Source organism: Thermotomaculum hydrothermale (assembly GCF_016592575.1).
Classification (GTDB): Bacteria; Acidobacteriota; Holophagae; order Thermotomaculales; family Thermotomaculaceae; genus Thermotomaculum; species Thermotomaculum hydrothermale.
Map to the genome: position 1 here is coordinate 965,887 of NZ_AP017470.1, position 16,561 is coordinate 982,447.

Genomic DNA, 16,561 nt, shown 5'->3' on the forward strand with positions numbered 1-16,561 from the left:
AAGATTAGGAGGAGGAATTATTATGTCTGATTACAAGGTTATTAAACAGTCAATTGACGGCAATACTGCCGCTGCGCGCGTGGCACACGCAATGAGCGAGGTAATAGCGATATATCCAATAACACCATCTTCGCCAATGGGAGAACTTGCTGATGTATTATCTGTAAAAGGGGAAAAGAATATTTTTGGGCAGATACCAAGAGTTTATGAAATGCAGTCTGAAGGTGGCGCATCAGGTGCTGTCCACGGGGCTGCAGCAGCAGGTTCTCTAACCACAACATTTACCGCATCTCAGGGCTTGTTGTTAATGATACCTAATATGTTTAAATTGGCTGGAGAGTTAACCCCAACAGTGTTTCACATTGCAGCAAGATCAGTTGCAACTCATGCACTTTCAATTTTTGGTGATCATTCAGATGTAATGGCAACAAGGCAAACAGGGTTTGCAATGATCGCTTCTGCTAACCAGCAGGAGATTCAGGATTTAGCTACAATTGCACATGCTGCAACAATTGAAGCAAAAGTTCCAATTCTTCATTTCTTTGATGGGTTCAGAACCTCTCACGAAATAAGAAAGGTTGAGCTTGTTCCCAAAGAAGTAATGAAAGAAATGATTGAAATGAAATATGTTTACGAAATGAGGAAGAGAGCGCTCAACCCTGATTACCCAACATTGAGGGGAACAGCAGAAAATCCTGATATTTTCTTCCAGAACAGGGAAGCACAGAATCCATACTATGACAGATTCCCTGAAGTTTTTGATAAGTATGCTGAAAAATTCGCAAAACTAACAGGAAGAAAATACAATGCATTTGATTATGTTGGAGATGAAAATGCTGAAGTTGTTGTTGTAATTATGGGTTCAGGTTCAGATGTTGCCCACGAGACAGTGGAAAAATTAAACACAATGGGATATAAGACAGGCGTTGTAAAAGTTAGATTATACAGGCCTTTTGATAGGGAAAGATTCTTTAAGGCAATGCCAAAATCTGTTAAAAAGGTCATTGTTCTTGATAGAACAAAAGAGCACGGTGCCCCCGGTGAGCCTTTATATCTTGATGTTGTTGCTGCTTTTGACAGACAGTTAGAATTAGGTTTAATTGACAGCAAGCCTTTAATAGTAGGCGGGATTTATGGTCTTTCCTCAAAAGAATTTACTCCAGCAATGCTTAAAGGTGCTATTGACCATGTTATAAATAATCCTGTAGAAAAAATAATTCATAGATTTACTCTTGGAATTGAAGACGATGTAACCCATAAGTCTATTCCTTACGATGAAAACTTTGATGCAGAAAACCCAAAGGTTAGAAGGGCAAAGATATTTGGCTTTGGTTCAGATGGAACAGTTGGCGCATCAAAGAATTCTATTAAAATTATTGGTGATGTTGCAGGTAAGGAAGCACAGGGGTACTTTGTTTACGACTCCAAGAAAGCTGGTGGAATCACTGTTTCTCATTTAAGATTCTCCGATGAAAAAATACTTTCCCCATACCTTATTACCAAGCCAGACTTTGTTGGAATAAACAAAATGGAGTATATAGGTACTCTTGATGTTTTAAAGGGGATTCAGGAAGGGGGAACAGTATTAATTAACACCCATGTTGAGCCTGAAAAGGTAATCTCTCTCTTCCCGAAAAAGGATATTGAAACAATAATTAATAAAAAGCTTAAGGTTTACTGCATTGATGCATACAAGATAGCTTATGACATTGGTTTAGGGGAAAGAATTAACATTATTATGCAAACTGGATTTTTCAAACTTACAGGAATACTTCCAGAAGAAGTTTTCACAAGAGAGATTGAAAATGCAATAAGCAAAACCTATGCTAAAAAAGGTGAAAAAGTTGTCAATATGAATATTGAGGCAATGAGAAGGGCTTTGAAAGAGATTAAAGAAGTTCCAGTTCCTTCAAGCGTGACAGAACATACTGAAAAGCCATGGACAGTTGAAGTACTGCCTCAGGATAAAGAAATAAAGGATTTTATTGAAAGTGTTGTGGTGCCTGTTATGCACTCTGAAGGGGATACAATCCCTGTTTCTAAAATTCCTGTTGACGGCGTATTCCCAACAGGCACAACAAAATATGAAAAAAGGTCTGTTGCTGTTAGGGTTCCAAAATGGAATTTTGAAAACTGTATCCAGTGTTCTCAGTGTGCTTTTGCATGCCCGCATGCAGCAATCAGGGCCGCGGTTTTTGACAAGGATAACATCCAATTACCTGAAGAAGAATTCCCAACAATTAAGTTCAATCACAAGGATAACAAAGACGGTAAGTATGTATATAGAATTCAGGTTTTCCCTGATGATTGTACAGGCTGCGGAGTTTGCGTAACCGTTTGCCCGGGTAAGAAAGGAAACAAAGCTCTTGAGCTTGTTCCAAAGTATGAAGTGCTTGAACCTTTAAGAAAAAGCCTTGACGAATATTTAAGAGCGCCAAAAGAGACTAAATTTGCAAGCAAAGCCTCTGTTAGAACAGTTGAGTTGAATGAGCCTTTATTTGAGTTTTCAGGTGCATGCCCTGGTTGTGGAGAAACCCCATACATAACACTTATGACTCTCTTACAGGGTGACAGGGTAATTCAGGCAAATGCAACTGGATGCTCTTCAATTTACGGCGGTACAGCCCCAACAATTCCTTACTGCAAAAATGATAGGGGAGAGGGCCCGGCATGGGGTAACTCACTCTTTGAAGACAACGCAGAATACGGTTTGGGAATGAGGCTTGCTGTTGACCAATTAACAAAGCATGCCTTTGAATTGAGAAAGCAGTTGCTTGAAAAGGATGGAGTAAACGAAGATGTTAAAAAACTCCTTCTTGAAGTTGAAGATATTGATGAGCAGAGGGCAAATGATAATGCTTTCTATAAAACAAGGGATGCTGTTGATAAATTAAAGGAATTGCTAAAAGATTATCCAGCAGGAAGTCTTGAAAATGAGCTTTACGAACACCTTTCATACCTGAAATATAAAGCTGTATGGATTGTTGGTGGTGACGGATGGGCTTACGATATTGGTTATGGCGGATTAGACCATGTAACAGCTTCTGGAATGGATGTAAATATCCTCGTTCTTGATACAGAGGTCTACTCTAACACAGGTGGACAGAGGTCTAAAGCAACGCCTATGGGTGGTATGGCAAAGTTCGCGATGGGCGGAAAAGAAACAGAGAAAAAGGACTTAGGCCTTATCTCAATGTCTTACAGAAATGTTTATGTTGGCTCAATTGCTTTTGGTGCAAGCATGACTCAAACTTTAAAGGCAATGAAAGAAGCGGCATCCTATCCAGGACCATCGTTGCTTGTTGCTTATTCCAACTGCATTGAGCATGGAATAAATATGGCTCAGGGACCTGAAGAGGCTAAACTTGCTGTTGAAACAGGTTACTGGCTGCTTTACAGGTTTGACCCGAGAAGGTTGAAGGAGAAAAAGAACCCATTGCAGCTTGATTCAAAAGAGCCTTCAAGGCCTTTAAGAGACTTTTACGAATCACAAAGAAGGTTTAAGTATTTGCTTGAAACTCAGCCTGAAATTGCTGAAAAGTATCTTGAAGAGGCAAGCAAGTGGGTAATAAACAGATATAGATACTACAAGAAACTTTCAGAACTCTCTTTTGAAGACTGGGAAGTATAATAATTTTATAAAAATTTAAGCCCCGATTTTTTCGGGGCTTTTTTATTTTTTTATAACCTTTTTTTATTTTTTTCGTAAAAAAAATGTTAACAAATTATTTGAGGAGATTAAATCATGAAAAAATTTATTAATGTAATTGCGCTTGTTTTTTTTGCTTTTAGCGGGTTTTCTGCAAATTACTTAAAACTTGCAAAAACCCCTGATGCGGGAATTAACAAACTTGTTTTTGTTTATCAGGATGATTTATTTGTATCAAACCTTGACGGTACAAATGTAAGAAGATTGGTTAAGGCTGTTGGTCCTGAGTCATTTCCAAAATTTTCACCTGATGGTAAGTGGATAGCATTTACATCCTATTACAATGGTAACAGAAATGTTTATGTTATTCCTTCAGAAGGTGGAGAAATTCACCAAATTACATTTGAACCTGAAGGGGCTCAAATGCTTGAATGGAGTAATGACGGAAAGTATATTTACTATTTAACCACAAGGGGCTGTTTTTCAAGATTTTTCAGAAAAATCTATAAAATCAGGGTTAAAGATGGAAAACCTGTTGGAATAGGACAGGAGTTTCCCGTTGATATGGCTTCAACCTTATGCTTTAACGATAAGGGAGACGCATACACATTAAACAGGCATTCTCTTTACTTCTGGTGGTGGAAGAGGTATAAGGGAAGCGCAAATACAGATGTTTGGGTTTACAACAAAAAAACAAAGAAAATCGAAAATATCACAAAAACAAAGTTTAATGAATCTTGGCCTATATGGGCTGGAGATTACATTTACTTTGTTTCTGAAAATAATAAAGGGATAGCAAATATTTTTAGAATAAACCTTAAAACAAAAAAGAGGGAGCAAGTAACATTCCACAAAGACTATGCTGCTCAGTGGCCGTCTCTATCTTCCGATAGAAAGTATATTGTTTACGAATGTGGGGCAGATTTATGGAAATTGAATCTCAAAACCTTAAAGTATGGAAAGATTAGCATTAAAGCAGATGTTGACTCAATTCTCCCAGAATATGAATTTGTAAATCCTTCAAACCTCATTACCACTTTCTCAGTTTCACCAACAGGAAAAAGATTGGTTTTTTCAGCCAGGGGAGAAATATTTACAGCACCGAAAAAGAATGGAGAGATTAGACAGATAACATTTAACAGTGGGGCAAGAGACGATGAGCCTGTATGGTCTCCTAAAAAAGACAAAATAGCATTTATCTCAGATAGAGACGGAGAAGAGAATGTTTATCTAATAGACCAATTTGCAAAGACAGAACCTGTAAAATTGACCAATAGAAAATCAGGGTTTATAAGTGATTTAAGGTTTTCTCCCGATGGAAATTATTTAACATATAAAACAAACGATTTTGCTTTTTACCTTTTTGATATAAATGCAAAGAAGGAAATTTTAATCTCAAAAACCAAGAGGGATTTTTCAAGGGAGTATGAATGGTCTCCAGACAGCAGGTGGATTGTCTACACAGAAACAATGCCTAATTATCACAGTGCAATATATGTCTACAATGTTGTTGAGAAGAAAAGTTACAAATTATACTCATCTGTTTTCAACATTGCCAACCCTGTTTTTTCTGCCGATGGAAAGTACATTTACTTTATAACATCAAGGTATGGTGAAAATGCAAACATTGCAATGATTATGCTTCAAAAGGAGAAGAAAAATCCACTGGAAAAAGAGTGGGATGAAGAGGTTGTAAAAAAAGAAAATAAAGAAGCAAAGAAAAAAGATAAGAAAAATGAAAAGAAGGCAAAGGTTGAAAAGAAAAAATCAAATAAGGTTAAGGTAAAAATTGACTTTGATGGAATTGAAAGAAGGGTTGAACTCCTTCCGTTAAACGGGTACACAATCTGGGGAATTAGGCCTATAAAAGGCGGTTTATATGTTGCGTTTAAGCCTATAACAAAGGATTTAACAGTAAAGAGAAGCTCAAGGTGGAGTTTTGGATATAACCTGTATTTTTACAATGTAAAGGAAAATAAACTAACAGAGGTGGCAAAGGGAGTTCACGGCTTTGATATTTCAAACAACAATAAGTGGGTTGCAATTCTTTACACAAAATCCTATCAAATTGCAAGAGCAAAGGCAAAAGCAAGCCCAAAAGACAGAAAGTCATTTTCAACTCTTTCTATGAAATTAGACAGAAAGGCTGAATGGCATCAGATTTTTAGCGAATCCTGGAGAATGGTAAGGGATATGTTTTACGACAAAAATCTCCACGGCGTTGATTGGAACAAGATGAGAAGAAAGTATGAAAAAATGGTTGACTATTGCCAGACGAGAAATGATTTAAACAGGATACTTGAAGAGCTTGTTGGTGAATTGAACGCATCCCATCAGGGAGCAAGGGGTGGAGATTTCAGGGAAAAACCAAAGAGAGTGGGAATAGGAAGTTTAGGTGCTGTTTTAGTACCTGACGGAAAATTCTATAAATTTGCAAAGATTTACAAAGGAAATCCCTATTACAAACAGTACAACTCACCCCTTGATAAACCATACATTAAGGTTAAAGAAGGGGATTACCTTATAAAAATTGATAATCAAATTGTTAAAACAGACAGGGATTACAGGTGGTATTTAATTAACAAAGCAGGTAAATCGGTAACCCTTACAGTAAACAATAAACCATCTGAAAAGGGGGCATGGGATGTAAGGGTTAAACCTATTTCCTCTGAATACATGCTTAGATACCTAAACTGGGTTGAGAAAAACAGGGCTATTGTTGAGAAACAATCAAACGGTGAAATAGGCTATATCCATCTTAATTATATGCTTGGGGATAACCTTGCGGTATTTTACGATTACATTCGCTATTACTTTGATAAAAAAGGACTTATTCTTGATGTAAGGTGGAATGGCGGTGGTGGAATAGACCCACAGTTGATTGATTACCTTGAAAGAAAACAGTATCAGGTAACAAGGCTTAGAAATGGAGAGGATTTACCAAGACCTATGGATATTTTCAGAGGGAAAATAGTTGTTTTGTGCAACGAATTTTCATACTCAGATGCAGAAGTTTTCCCAAATGCCTTTAAGGTAAGAAAGTTAGGAAAACTTATAGGGGTTCCAACATTAGGCTTTGTTATTGCAGTTGATGAGTATCCGTTAATTGATGGCGGGCACATAAGAAAAACCTTTATCGGAATATGGGATATTTATGGCCATCAATTGGAATCAAGGGGCGCTATTCCTGACATAATAGTTGAAAATGACCCAAATCAGTTTGAAAAAGGGTATGATGCTCAGTTGCAAAAGGCCATTGAGGTATTAAAAAAAGAAATCAAATCAGAAAAATCGAAAAAGATAGATACTTCAATTAAGCCAAGATAAAGAATATTTAAATATTTTAACTTTAAGGAAGCCTTTACAGGCTTCCTTTTTTATTTTTAAATATAACTTTATTAAAAACATTTTTTAAAGTAAAATTATTTTTGTTTGAATTAAAAAAAGATGGAGGAGTTAAAAATGAAAAAAATTTTATCATTAATTGCGATTATTCTGGTATCTACAGTTGTTTCTTGCAGCAGCAGAGACAATAAGGTTGTAAAAACTAATAGTACAAAAGAAACTAAAGCAGCAGTTAATACCACAAATACTGATTTTGAAGGGGTAGTGCTTTCTACCGCAGATGCATCAAGATATACCTACATTAAGTACAAAACACCTGAAGGAAAAACCTTATGGGCTGCAGTTTTAAAAACAAAAATTAATAAAGGGGATAAAATTAAACTTATAGCTGCCCAACCTATGATGAATTTTGAATCTAAGTCTTTGAAAAAACATTTTGACTTAATTTACTTTGCTGAAGGGATTGAAGTTAATGGAAAGGTTATTGGAGAAAATACAAAAAAAATGGAAATGAAGATGCCGGAAGATGGTATTCACAGCGGGAAGAATCCTCACATTTCTCAGGATATTGCAAAAATTGATACCTCAAAAATAAAGAAGCTTAAAGGCGGCGTTACCGTTAAAGAAATCCTTGAAAATGCTGAAAAATTTAAAGGTAAAACAGTAAAGTTTAGAGGTGTTGTGGTTAAGTTTTTACCTAATATTATGAAGAAAAACTGGATTCACCTAAAAGATGCTTCAACTGATAAGGATATTACAGCAACTACCAATGAAACATTTAAGGTTGGTGAAACTGTTGCTATTGAAGGAAAGGTAATTACAGACAAAGATTTTGGTTTTGGTTACTACTACAAAGTGTTAATTGAGGATGCAAAGAGGATTAAATAATTTATGAAATTTAGTGATCATTTTTTTGGATTTACCTTTTCAGATGCAAACAGGGTTTTCTCTCAAATACTTAAAAAAGGTCACTTTGGCGAATTATACTTTGAATTTTCTGAAAGTATTTCTGTTGTTTTTGAGGATGATATTGTTAAATCTGCATCAAGGGTCCAGCAGGGTGGAGTGGGAGTCAGAGTAATTGAGGGAGAAACAACTGGTTACTCTTACTGCGAAACCTTTGATATTGATTCAATAATAAAAGCAGGAAAATTTGCTTCAGCTATTGCATCATCTAAAAGGGATTTGTTTACTTATCCTATAGAATTTAAAGAGATTAAGGGACATTATCTCTATCAAGCAGATTTAATACTTGAAAGTTTTGAGCTAACAAAAAGAGTTGAAATTTTAAAAAAACTAACTGAAAAGGCTTACAAATACTCAGACCTTATAAAAAAAGCAAACGGAAGGATTACCGATACAGTATCAAGGATTTTTATTATTAATTCACAAGGTGAATACGGTTTTGATATAAGACCCTCCATTAGTGTTTCTGTTAGCACTATTGCAGAAAAAGGAGACAAAAGAGAGTTTGGAAGAGATGGTTTTGCAAAAAGGGGTGGGTTTGAGTTAATAAATGGTGACATTTTAACCAGTCTTGCAAATGAGGCTTCAAGAAAGGCAATATTAAACCTTGATGCAAAACCAGCCCCTGCAGGCTTAATGCCAGTTGTTTTAGCAGCTGGAGAATCAGGGGCTTTAATTCACGAATCTGTTGGCCATCCGTTGGAGGCTGATTTTATCAGAAAAAAAAGCTCGGCATATACCGGAAGGGTAGGGGAAAAGGTAGCATCTTCACTTTGTACAATAGTTGACGACGGTACAATTCCAGAAAATACTGGTTCATTAAACTTTGACGATGAGCTTGTAAAAACAGAAAAAACTGTTTTAATTGAAAAGGGGATTTTAAAAAGATTTATGACAGACAGACTTAATGCTGATTTACTCTCAATACCTTATTCCGGGAACGGGAAAAGGGAATCTTTTAAATCAAACCCAATCCCAAGAATGAGGGTAACCTACCTTGATGCAGGGGAGGATAATCCAGAAGATATAATAAAATCTGTGGAAAAAGGGATTATGTGTTGTTCATTTGCTGGTGGACAGGTTGATATTTCAAGCGGCGATTTTGTCTTTGTACCAAATGAAAGTTACTATATTGAAAATGGAGAAGTCAAATATCCAGTTAAGAATTTAACGCTAATAGGAAATGGTCCCGATGTGCTAACAAAGGTTGATATGGTAGGTTACGATTTAAAATTTTCTTCAGGCAACTGGATATGTGGAAAAGGGCAGAGTGTTCAGGTTGGAATTGGTATGCCTACAATCAGGATAAAAGAGATTACAGTAGGGGGACAGCAGGCATGAAAGATAAGAAATTTTATATAGATATTGCATACAGGTTGGTAAAAAAGTTCAGCCCTAAATTTGACTATTTAAAAATTTACCTTACCCCAATGCAAGAGACAGAAGTAAATATTCTAAATGGTGGTATAGAAAATGTTAACTTTTCTGAAAGCATCCCTATTTCAATTGTAGGAGCTAAAAATGGCAAAACTGCATCTGTATCCGGGAATTTTATAAATGAATCAAAGGTTGAATCTTTAATAAATTACCTGACAAATCTTATCGATATTGTTGAAAAAGATCCGTATTTTGTCATTCCGGAGAGGGAATTAATAGGCAAAGCAGATGCGAATATAGACACCTTTGATGTAAATTTTTTCGGCAAAACAGTTGAAGATATGGTTTATGAAGCAAAGAATCTTGAAAATGTTGCACTGTCTTTAAACTCAGATGTGAAATCAGCTGGTTCTTTTTATTCTGCATATGCAGGCCTAACTATTTTTGCAAATTCCTACCTTTTTGCAGATGGTTTTGAACATACATATTTTGGAAAGGGAATAGTTTTGTTATCAGAGGACAGAATTGAAGGCTCAAGCAATGTTGGAAGAAAGGTTAGAGACGGCTGGTGGGATTATGCTGTAAAAGAGGATTTAGTTGAAGATTCAGAAAATATTTCTAAAAAAGCAGTTGAAAGGGTTTTATCCAAAAAGGGTGCTAAAAAACCAGAAACTGGCATTTTACCTGTTGTTTTTGAAAAGACAGTTGCAAGAGGATTTTTTTCCTCATTAGCATCGGCTTTAACAGGCAGCAATTTATATAGAAAAGAAAGCTTTCTAACTGATAAATTAAACTCTAAGATTGCGGTGGACTTTTTAACAGTGGTAAAGGCTTGCTTCCAATTCTGATACAAAGAGTTCTAAAAGTTTTTCATCAAGTGTTTTAAATTCTTTTTCTTCTGCAAAACCCATATATAAAAAGCCAAGAAAATGATTATGCCTTATAAGTTTTACCAAAACAGAATAGTTGTCATTTTTAAATAAAAAGATGGCATTCTTTACCTGTTTACTCTGGGTAATAATAAATTCTTTTGCATTAAATATAAACCTTTCAGGTTGAAAGTTATGTTGAGAATAAAATTCATGGTGCATGGTTAGTGTGTCATTTAAAGGAGAGTAGAGTAGTATTGCAAAATTCATAGGTTTAAAAAACCTTACAGAGTGATGTTTAAATATATTGATTGCTTTATCTAATTCCAGGGTCTCTTTAGTATTTTGAGAAAGTTCATACAGTTCAATAATCTTTTTGTTCAACTCTCTCACTTTTTCAGTTCTTCTCTCAACTTCTTCTTCAAGAATCTTTTTGTAATTTTCATCAGCAAGGATTACTGCTCTTTTGGCAAGAGCCCTATCTAAAGCTAAAAGGAGCATTTCTTTATTAAACGGCTTTTTTAAAAAATCATATGCCCCTGATTTAAAAGATTTTATTGCGGTATCTGTATCTATGTATCCTGTCATAACAATAGCAACCGTAGAAAAGCAATTTTTAGTGACAAATTCAACAACCTCAAACCCATTTTTCCCTGGCATACTTATATCGGTAATGACAATATCGTAATGTTTTTTCTTTAATTTTTCAATTGCTTCATCTCCGTTTGAGGCAGTATCAATGTTCGAAAAACCATTTAAAACAAGGATTTCTTCAAGAGAATCTAAAATTTCATCTTCATCATCAACAGCAAGAATTTTTATTTCCTCTGCTTTGGGGATAAAAGGCAATGCAATACCTGATACAAACTTGTTTTTTTCCATTCCCAATACAACCTCATTTATAAGTTTATAGAAATTATAGCAGATTTTTTAGACAATAGAAAAAAATAAACTACCAGACGTAATTTTTGTCAACAAGTTCAAGAAATCGCTTTAAATTTGTAAAGTCACCCTCGTACATATTGATAAATTGAATCCCTAATTCAAAATTCTCATTATTTTTTTTTATTAACCTTACAACCTTCCCCAATATAACTATTTTATGCCCAATTACATTTGTAAATTCTTTATATCTGGCTGCAAGTGCTTTATTGTTTGGGAGAAAAAATTCAATTTTTAAAATTGTGTCAATATTGACTTTACGAGAGCATTCAAAGAGTATGCCGCCTTCACTGATATTTTTAAATTTGCCCTTTAATGGGTTAGAGTTACCTTTGATAGCTAAAGGGTAAATATTAATATACCCTTTTAGATCTATGCGTTTATGTCTTCTTTTTTCTTCATATCCCATTATGTTAACTCCTTATAATTTATTATACAAAATAAAAATATGATAAATAAAAATTTTTTTTATTGCATTTTCTAATAAGATTTGATAACATTTTTTTGCTATGGTTAAAAGAGAATCTTGTGATAGAAAGATAACAGACAAAGTAAAAGAGTTAAGAAAATCCAAAGGATTAACTCAAAAAGAGTTTGCAGATATCCTGGGTATAAATATTAATACTGTCGCCCAGGCAGAAAGCTACAGACAAAATTATACAATTAAACTTTTAAGAAAAATTAGTGAAAAGTTTAATGTTCCAATGAGGTGGTTTTTTGATGAGCCAGGGGACCTTGATGATACAGGAGTATATAAGATACTTGATAGGTTCGATTATAAAAAGAAAACAAAAGTGAAAGAAATCGTTGAACGTCTTGATAAAGCAGAGATAGACGATATTGATGTTATTATTCAACTTCTTGATAAACTTACCAGAAAATAATTTTAAATCCCACAAAAAAAAATTCTTATTTTATTTTCTATGTAAAAAAATTTAAGTTATAATAAAATAAGATAGAATAATATATTAAAGGAGAAGTTATGACAGAAAATACTCATAGTTTTGTTGAATATAAAATTCAGGATATTTTTTATCAGTTTTATACTTCAGGAAAAACAGGAGTTATAAAAGTTTTTTTTCCAATGAATATAGTTAAGACAGTTTACTTTTCTGACGGGAATATCGTTTTTGCTACCTCAAATTCAGAAAAAGACAAATTAACAAACATTTTAATAAAAAATAAAAAAATAACAAAAGAACAACTAAATATGGCCCTCAAGCAGATGGATAAATCAATTTCTCTGGGAAGAAATCTTGTTAATATGGGTTTAATTACCCATAAAGAATTAGTTTGGGCTGTTAAAATTCAGGTTTTAAGTATAGTTTATTCTATTCTGGTATTAAAAGAGGGCGAGTATTCTGTTACAGAAGGGGTATTACCTGAGGGAATTATTAAGCTTCCTTTCAATACGTTAAAAATATTATTTGATTCATTTTTGCTATTCAAAGACAAGGATTGGATTTCCGAGAAAATTTCCCCTGACATGGTTTTTATTAAAACTGATTTCTTTGAAGAATACAAAGAAAAAATTCTAACCGACCCAAATTTTGAAAAAATTTACAATTTGATTGATGGAAAAAGAACCGTTGGAGAAATTACTCAAATGGTGGATATTGAGGATTTTAGAGTTTATAAACTTTTTTATGCATTAAAGTTTCTTAAATTTATTGAAGAAAAGGTAGATGAAGAAGTTCCATTTGAACCAGTTTTAGAAGAGAACAATGTATATGAGATAAAAGGGGATGATACAGAAAATATTAAAATGGTCGAAGAATTAGTTGGAGAAGAAGAAGAAAAAGAAGACGATATTGCAATTGAATTTGAAGGTGTAACATCGGAACATTCAGCTTTTGAAGAAGATTTGAACGAAAGCAATCAAATGGATTCTATTGTCCTTGATGAATCTGATTTTCAAGAAGAAAATGAAGAATATGAGAAATCAGGAGAAGAATTTGAAGAAGGAAATGAGACTATTGCTCAGGACAAAAAAGAATACATTGAAACATTACAAAAGCAGTTAGAGGACGAAAGCTCAATTGTGGAAGAGATTGAACAGGATAACTTTAAACTGGAATTTGAAAAAGATGAAGAAAATGAAGAAGAGAAAACCATACCTTCTTCCTCACCTTACGAAACTGCTAAGCAGGAGATTCAGTCTAACTTTGACGGGAAAGGTATGATTGAATCCAATGAAGATTCTTTTGTTGTTGAAGAAGAGTATGTCTCTGGCAATGGAAAAGGTATTGGGATGTATGTTGCTGTAATTTTAATCCTTTTCATTGCTGCCTTAGGTTACCTTGGTTACAATTTTTATAAAGAATCTAAAATAAAATCGAAAAGAGGCTACTCTAAACCAAAAAAAACAGTGAAAATTGTTTCATCATCAAAAGATATTACAACTGAAGACATTACTGTTGACAAAATTGAAGAAAAGTTAAATGAGAATGGAGTCACCAACAAGGAGGGAACAACTGTTAAAAATAAAACCGAAAATAATATAAAAAGTGGTAGTGAAAATGTAAATGCTATAGAAGCAACAGTAACATACGAGGCAAAACCAGTATATGAGGAACAAAAGACAACCAGTTCTCAATCTACAATAGAAAGTGATATTCAAAATGATAAATATGATGAATTTACTCTTAATTCAAAAACAATCCTTTTAGAAAATCCTGAAGCTTTTACTATCCAACTTGAATTGGCATGTAAATCAGAGACACTTGATAAAGCAATTGAATTGCTACCAGAGAAGGATAGAATATTTTTTATTCCTACAACTTTCAGGGGCAATAGTTGCTTTATTGTTTGTTATGGGATATACGATACTAAGGATGAAGCGAAAGTTGCAATGGAAACTCTTGATAAAGAATTTTTCCAGGATAATACTCCTTTAATCAGGAAAGCAAAGAAATTTAAAAAGTATTTTTCTAAGTTTTAATTTTTGTAAAAAGATATAGGCCTGTTAAAGCAAAAAGTAGGTTGGTAAGCCATGCTGCAAAAAAAGATGGAAGGTAGTGTTTTGCCCCAAAGCTTAATGATAAAGAAGTTATAATGTAGTAAATAATAACGAGAACAAGGCCTAATCCTACCCCTGTTATAGGTTTCTTTTTTCTTCCTTCTCCTCCCAATGCTAAAGGTAGTCCAAATAAAAGTAAAATTAAAGGGGAAAAAGCAGATGCAAGTCTATAGTAATAATTTGTAATAAATTTATATGGCTTAATTCCAATTGCCTTTTTCCTGCTAATATACTTTCTTAATTCAAACTGTGTCATCTCTTCAGGAGATGGCTCAATTTCTTTAAAGTATGAAAGATTATCCCAGATAACTACTTTATCAGGGTTTTTTAATGTTAAATAAGTTCCATTGGCGTTTCTGGAAATTAGCATATCATTTTTTTTGCCTTTGACTGTATCATTTTTAACAAAAATTTTTTCAGCTTTATATATTTCCTTTAAATTACCATCAGAAAAATCAATATTTAGACTTATAAAATTAATAAATTCCCCATTTTGAAAATCATAGTAATCACACCAATAAAACCCGTTTTTGTTGGTTAAGCTTCGAATAACAGAAGAATTTTTTAATTTAAGTTTTTTAACAATAATGCTTTTCTTTCTAGCATTTATTTCAGAGTAAAGTATAGAGCTTTTTTTGGATGAAAGAGGAGAAAAAAGAGTAGTAAAAAATAAGAGTACAATAGAGAAAATAAGAGAAATATACCCGATTGGTACTATAATAGAATAAATACTAATACCTGATGCCTTGATAGCAGTTATTTCATTATTATCTTCAAGAGATATGAAATAAAACAAAGCAGCAATTAAAAAAGAAAATGGGATAATTAAAGGGTAAACAGCAAGGGTAGAGTAGAGGATAAATTTTAATCCTGACAAAATATTACCCTTATATTTAAATAAATTAACTATTATTTTTAAAGTGATGGTTAAAAGATATACCCCCTGCAAAATAACAAAAAATAACAAAAAAGTTTTAAGAAAATTTAAAACAACATACCTTATTAAAAGGGGAAATTTTATTGAAACAAGTTCTTTTTCTTCAATTTTTCTTATAAAACTATTTTCAAATAAATATTGAATCCTTCTCATTTTGTTTTTTAAAAAATCAACAACGCTTTTTCTTTCCTTAACAACAAGTGGCTTTTCTATCTTTTCTTTATTTACAAATGTGAAATAAACAAGAGTTAAGAGTAGGGCAAAAATAAGAATGGAACCTACAAAAATATTATGTTGGAGCAAATTCACAAAAATATTTAAAAGAATCACATAAAAAAAAGAGATTATAAAACCATAGACAATTGCTCCTGAGATTACTGCTCCTCTTTTTAAAGTAAACCCTATGTAAAACCCCAGCAAAGGAGAAATAAAAACAAACAAAATCATCAACAAGCGCTTTAAAAAAATTGAAATAGCAATTTTGTCCTTATTTTTCAAAAAATAAACTAATTTTTTTAAAGTAAATTTATCCCTGGCTGCTTTTTCTGAATCCTTTTTTATTAATAAATCAGGGTTTATTGACACAACCAGAATCTTCTTACCAAAGGTTGATTCGGAAATATTGTCAGTTTTTTTAGAACTGAACAAATACTCTTTGCCATTAAAGAATTTTAATGCAAGAGAAAGTTTTTTCTCATTTAAATTTAGCATCGCTTTTTTACTGAAAATAATTTTAAAGTCATTAAAATTAATATAGTTAAAAGCGATTACATTTTCAAAGATGTTTTTCTGTGTTTTTTGTGCATAGATATAAAAAGAATCGGAAATCTTATTAAATTCCCCTGAGTTTAAAGAATAAATCACAGACCTTATGTTAATCTTGTTTATCAAATTATCCCTTTTTTGTTTGGAAAACGGCAACAAATAAAAAACCATAAATGCATAAAGCAACGTAATAAAAAAGGCAAAGACAACATAAGGCTTTTGCTGTGTCTTTAATTCTATCCCGGATGAATTAATAGCAACCAATTCAGACGTGGAGGCCATTTTAAAGGTAACAAAAAGGCCTGAAAAAATAACTGAAAAGGGGATAGTATACGCTATAGTTTTTGGAAGCATATACAATATTAGAAGAAGACTTTCATATATCGGGGAGTGTTTTTCCACTATAAGACTTGATAGTATAAAAAGGTTTTGAATGAAAAATATCAGGGAGTAAACAATTTCAGCCGCAACAAAAGTTACAAATAATTTTTTTAAAATGTATAGCTCAAGAATTTTCATTTTTTTCATACAAATGTTATTTTATCAAAGTTAATTTAAACAAGCCAAAAAGAATTGAGAACAACTTAAGATATTAACTTTAATTTAAGAAAAAGAGCCTATCCCGAGAGCATAAGAAAATTGCTTTTTTATTTATAACTTCCTATAACATATGTTATGTAAACTAAAATCTA

At 33.1% G+C, this 16,561-nt stretch carries 10 protein-coding genes; 7 read left to right on the forward strand and 3 right to left on the reverse strand.

Features of this window, described 5'->3' with window-relative positions; genetic code table 11:
* Positions 1-22: 22 nt before the first annotated feature.
* From nifJ to TTHT_RS04435, 5 genes are all read left to right on the forward strand, one after another.
* A complete protein-coding gene (gene nifJ / locus TTHT_RS04415) occupies positions 23-3,631 on the forward strand; it encodes a pyruvate:ferredoxin (flavodoxin) oxidoreductase (protein WP_201328828.1) in 3,609 nt (1,202 codons plus the stop codon).
* Positions 3,632-3,745: 114 nt separating this feature from the next.
* Positions 3,746-6,976, forward strand: coding sequence for a S41 family peptidase (locus tag TTHT_RS04420; RefSeq protein ID WP_201328829.1), 3,231 nt, complete (start codon positions 3,746-3,748; stop codon positions 6,974-6,976).
* A gap of 135 nt (positions 6,977-7,111) precedes the next feature.
* Complete coding sequence (locus TTHT_RS04425) at positions 7,112-7,882, forward strand: hypothetical protein (RefSeq protein ID WP_201328830.1); 771 nt, start codon at positions 7,112-7,114, stop codon at positions 7,880-7,882.
* A gap of 3 nt (positions 7,883-7,885) precedes the next feature.
* Positions 7,886-9,301 carry a TldD/PmbA family protein gene (locus TTHT_RS04430; RefSeq protein ID WP_201328831.1) on the forward strand — a complete coding sequence of 472 codons (1,416 nt, stop codon included), beginning with the start codon at positions 7,886-7,888 and terminating at the stop codon, positions 9,299-9,301.
* Positions 9,298-10,185: a metallopeptidase TldD-related protein gene (locus tag TTHT_RS04435; RefSeq protein ID WP_201328832.1), complete on the forward strand. Its 888-nt coding sequence runs from the start codon at positions 9,298-9,300 to the stop codon at positions 10,183-10,185. The genes TTHT_RS04430 and TTHT_RS04435 overlap by 4 nt, the downstream gene beginning before the upstream one ends.
* Here the strand turns inward: TTHT_RS04435 and TTHT_RS04440 are convergent.
* Positions 10,153-11,088 carry a response regulator gene (locus TTHT_RS04440; RefSeq protein ID WP_201328833.1) on the reverse strand — a complete coding sequence of 312 codons (936 nt, stop codon included), beginning with the start codon at positions 11,086-11,088 and terminating at the stop codon, positions 10,153-10,155. The genes TTHT_RS04435 and TTHT_RS04440 overlap by 33 nt on opposite strands.
* A 70-nt stretch (positions 11,089-11,158) precedes the next feature.
* Positions 11,159-11,557: a PilZ domain-containing protein gene (locus tag TTHT_RS04445; RefSeq protein WP_201328834.1), complete on the reverse strand. Its 399-nt coding sequence runs from the start codon at positions 11,555-11,557 to the stop codon at positions 11,159-11,161.
* Between the two features lie 100 nt (positions 11,558-11,657).
* Between TTHT_RS04445 and TTHT_RS04450 the strand changes: the two genes are divergently transcribed.
* Together TTHT_RS04450 and TTHT_RS04455 are read left to right on the forward strand one after the other, a co-directional pair.
* Positions 11,658-12,032 carry a helix-turn-helix domain-containing protein gene (locus tag TTHT_RS04450; RefSeq protein ID WP_201328835.1) on the forward strand — a complete coding sequence of 125 codons (375 nt, stop codon included), beginning with the start codon at positions 11,658-11,660 and terminating at the stop codon, positions 12,030-12,032.
* A 98-nt stretch (positions 12,033-12,130) separates the two neighbouring features.
* Positions 12,131-14,089 carry an SPOR domain-containing protein gene (locus TTHT_RS04455; RefSeq protein ID WP_201328836.1) on the forward strand — a complete coding sequence of 653 codons (1,959 nt, stop codon included), beginning with the start codon at positions 12,131-12,133 and terminating at the stop codon, positions 14,087-14,089.
* Here the strand turns inward: TTHT_RS04455 and TTHT_RS04460 are convergent.
* Positions 14,079-16,388, reverse strand: coding sequence for an LptF/LptG family permease (locus TTHT_RS04460; RefSeq protein WP_201328837.1), 2,310 nt, complete (start codon positions 16,386-16,388; stop codon positions 14,079-14,081). The genes TTHT_RS04455 and TTHT_RS04460 overlap by 11 nt on opposite strands.
* Positions 16,389-16,561 lie beyond the last annotated feature (173 nt).

Coding starts and splice junctions, on each gene's coding strand:
- nifJ (WP_201328828.1), top strand. CDS start 23: ATGTCTGATTACAAGGTTATTAAACAGTCAATTGACGGCAATACTGCC.
- TTHT_RS04420 (WP_201328829.1), top strand. CDS start 3,746: ATGAAAAAATTTATTAATGTAATTGCGCTTGTTTTTTTTGCTTTTAGC.
- TTHT_RS04425 (WP_201328830.1), top strand. CDS start 7,112: ATGAAAAAAATTTTATCATTAATTGCGATTATTCTGGTATCTACAGTT.
- TTHT_RS04430 (WP_201328831.1), top strand. CDS start 7,886: ATGAAATTTAGTGATCATTTTTTTGGATTTACCTTTTCAGATGCAAAC.
- TTHT_RS04435 (WP_201328832.1), top strand. CDS start 9,298: ATGAAAGATAAGAAATTTTATATAGATATTGCATACAGGTTGGTAAAA.
- TTHT_RS04440 (WP_201328833.1), bottom strand. CDS start 11,088: ATGGAAAAAAACAAGTTTGTATCAGGTATTGCATTGCCTTTTATCCCC.
- TTHT_RS04445 (WP_201328834.1), bottom strand. CDS start 11,557: ATGGGATATGAAGAAAAAAGAAGACATAAACGCATAGATCTAAAAGGG.
- TTHT_RS04450 (WP_201328835.1), top strand. CDS start 11,658: ATGGTTAAAAGAGAATCTTGTGATAGAAAGATAACAGACAAAGTAAAA.
- TTHT_RS04455 (WP_201328836.1), top strand. CDS start 12,131: ATGACAGAAAATACTCATAGTTTTGTTGAATATAAAATTCAGGATATT.
- TTHT_RS04460 (WP_201328837.1), bottom strand. CDS start 16,388: ATGAAAATTCTTGAGCTATACATTTTAAAAAAATTATTTGTAACTTTT.